Origin of the sequence: Streptomyces sp. SID3212, from assembly GCF_009865405.1 — a bacterium.
Classification (GTDB): domain Bacteria; phylum Actinomycetota; class Actinomycetes; order Streptomycetales; family Streptomycetaceae; genus Streptomyces.
In genome coordinates, this window is the sequence record NZ_WWJY01000888.1 from 1 (window position 1) to 1119 (window position 1119).

1 protein-coding gene is annotated in these 1119 nt (G+C 75.0%); it reads left to right on the forward strand.

Going from position 1 to position 1119, the window contains the following annotated elements:
* Positions 1–108 precede the first annotated feature (108 nt).
* Positions 109–1119 (forward strand): MFS transporter (locus GT042_RS26585; protein WP_202533902.1); only part of this gene is annotated, 1011 nt, incomplete at its 3' end.

Genomic DNA, 1119 nt, shown 5'->3' on the forward strand with positions numbered 1-1119 from the left:
CGACGACGGCCCGTGAGCGCGGGGCCGGAGGCGGGGGCCGGTCCCGGCCGGGGGGCCGCCGACGGGGAGGAGGCCGGTGAGCGGCTCTGGTCGGGGCCCCGGTCGTTCCTGCTGGGTGCCTCGTTCCTGATCACGCTGGGCAGCTTCGCCGTCCTGCCGTACATGTCGGTGGTGCTGCACCAGCGGCTGGGGCTCGGCCTCGGCACGGTCGGTGTGGTGCTGGCCGTCGCCTCGCTGGTGCAGTTCTCCGGCGGGGTGGTGGGTGCGGCGCTGGCCCGGCGCATCGGGCTGCGGGCGACGATGCTGGTGGCGCTGGCGGTCCGTACGGCGGGGTTCGCCGCGTTCGTACCGGGGCTCGGCAGTCCGGTGGCGTCGGTGGGCGCGCTGTTCTTGGTGTCCTGCGGCGCGGCGCTGTATCTCCCGGCGAACAAGGCGTATCTGGTGGAGGGGGCGCCGGAGCGGGCCCGGCCGCGGCTGCTGTCGGCGAGCGGTTCCGCGTTCAACGCGGGGATCGCGCTGGGGCCTCCGCTGGCCGCGCCCTTTGTACTGACCTCGCCGGCCGCGCTGTTCACCGTGGTCAGTGTGCTGTTCGCCGCCGTGGGGGTGGGGCATCTCCTGCTCCCGTCCGTGGGCTCGCCCGGGGCCGCTCCGGACAAGGGCGCTCCCGGCGTGACGTCGGGTGCCAGGGGCGGGGTCCTGCCCTTCCTCGTCACCGTGGTGAGCGTGTACGTCTTCATGTTCTTCCAGCACTACCTGGCGCTGTACGCGGTCCCCCGCACCTCGGCCGCCTTCTACGGCGTCGTGCTGATGGCGTACGCGGGCCTCCTCGTCGTCGCGCAGCCGCCGCTGTCCCGGTGGATCGCCGGGCTCACCTACCCGGGCGCGATGCGCGTGGGGTTCGGCGCGATGGCGGCCGGGACGGCCGTCATCGGCACCGGCGGGTACGCGGGCATCGGGGCGGGGGCCGCGCTGATCTGCCTGGGTGAGCTGGTCCTCTTCCTCAAGAACGACCTGGAGGCCCTGGCCCGGTCGTCGGCGCCCCCGGCCACGGTCTTCGGCCGGCAGCGGCTGGCAGCGGGCATCGGGGCGTTCGCCAGCGGGGTGGTCGGCGGGCAGCTG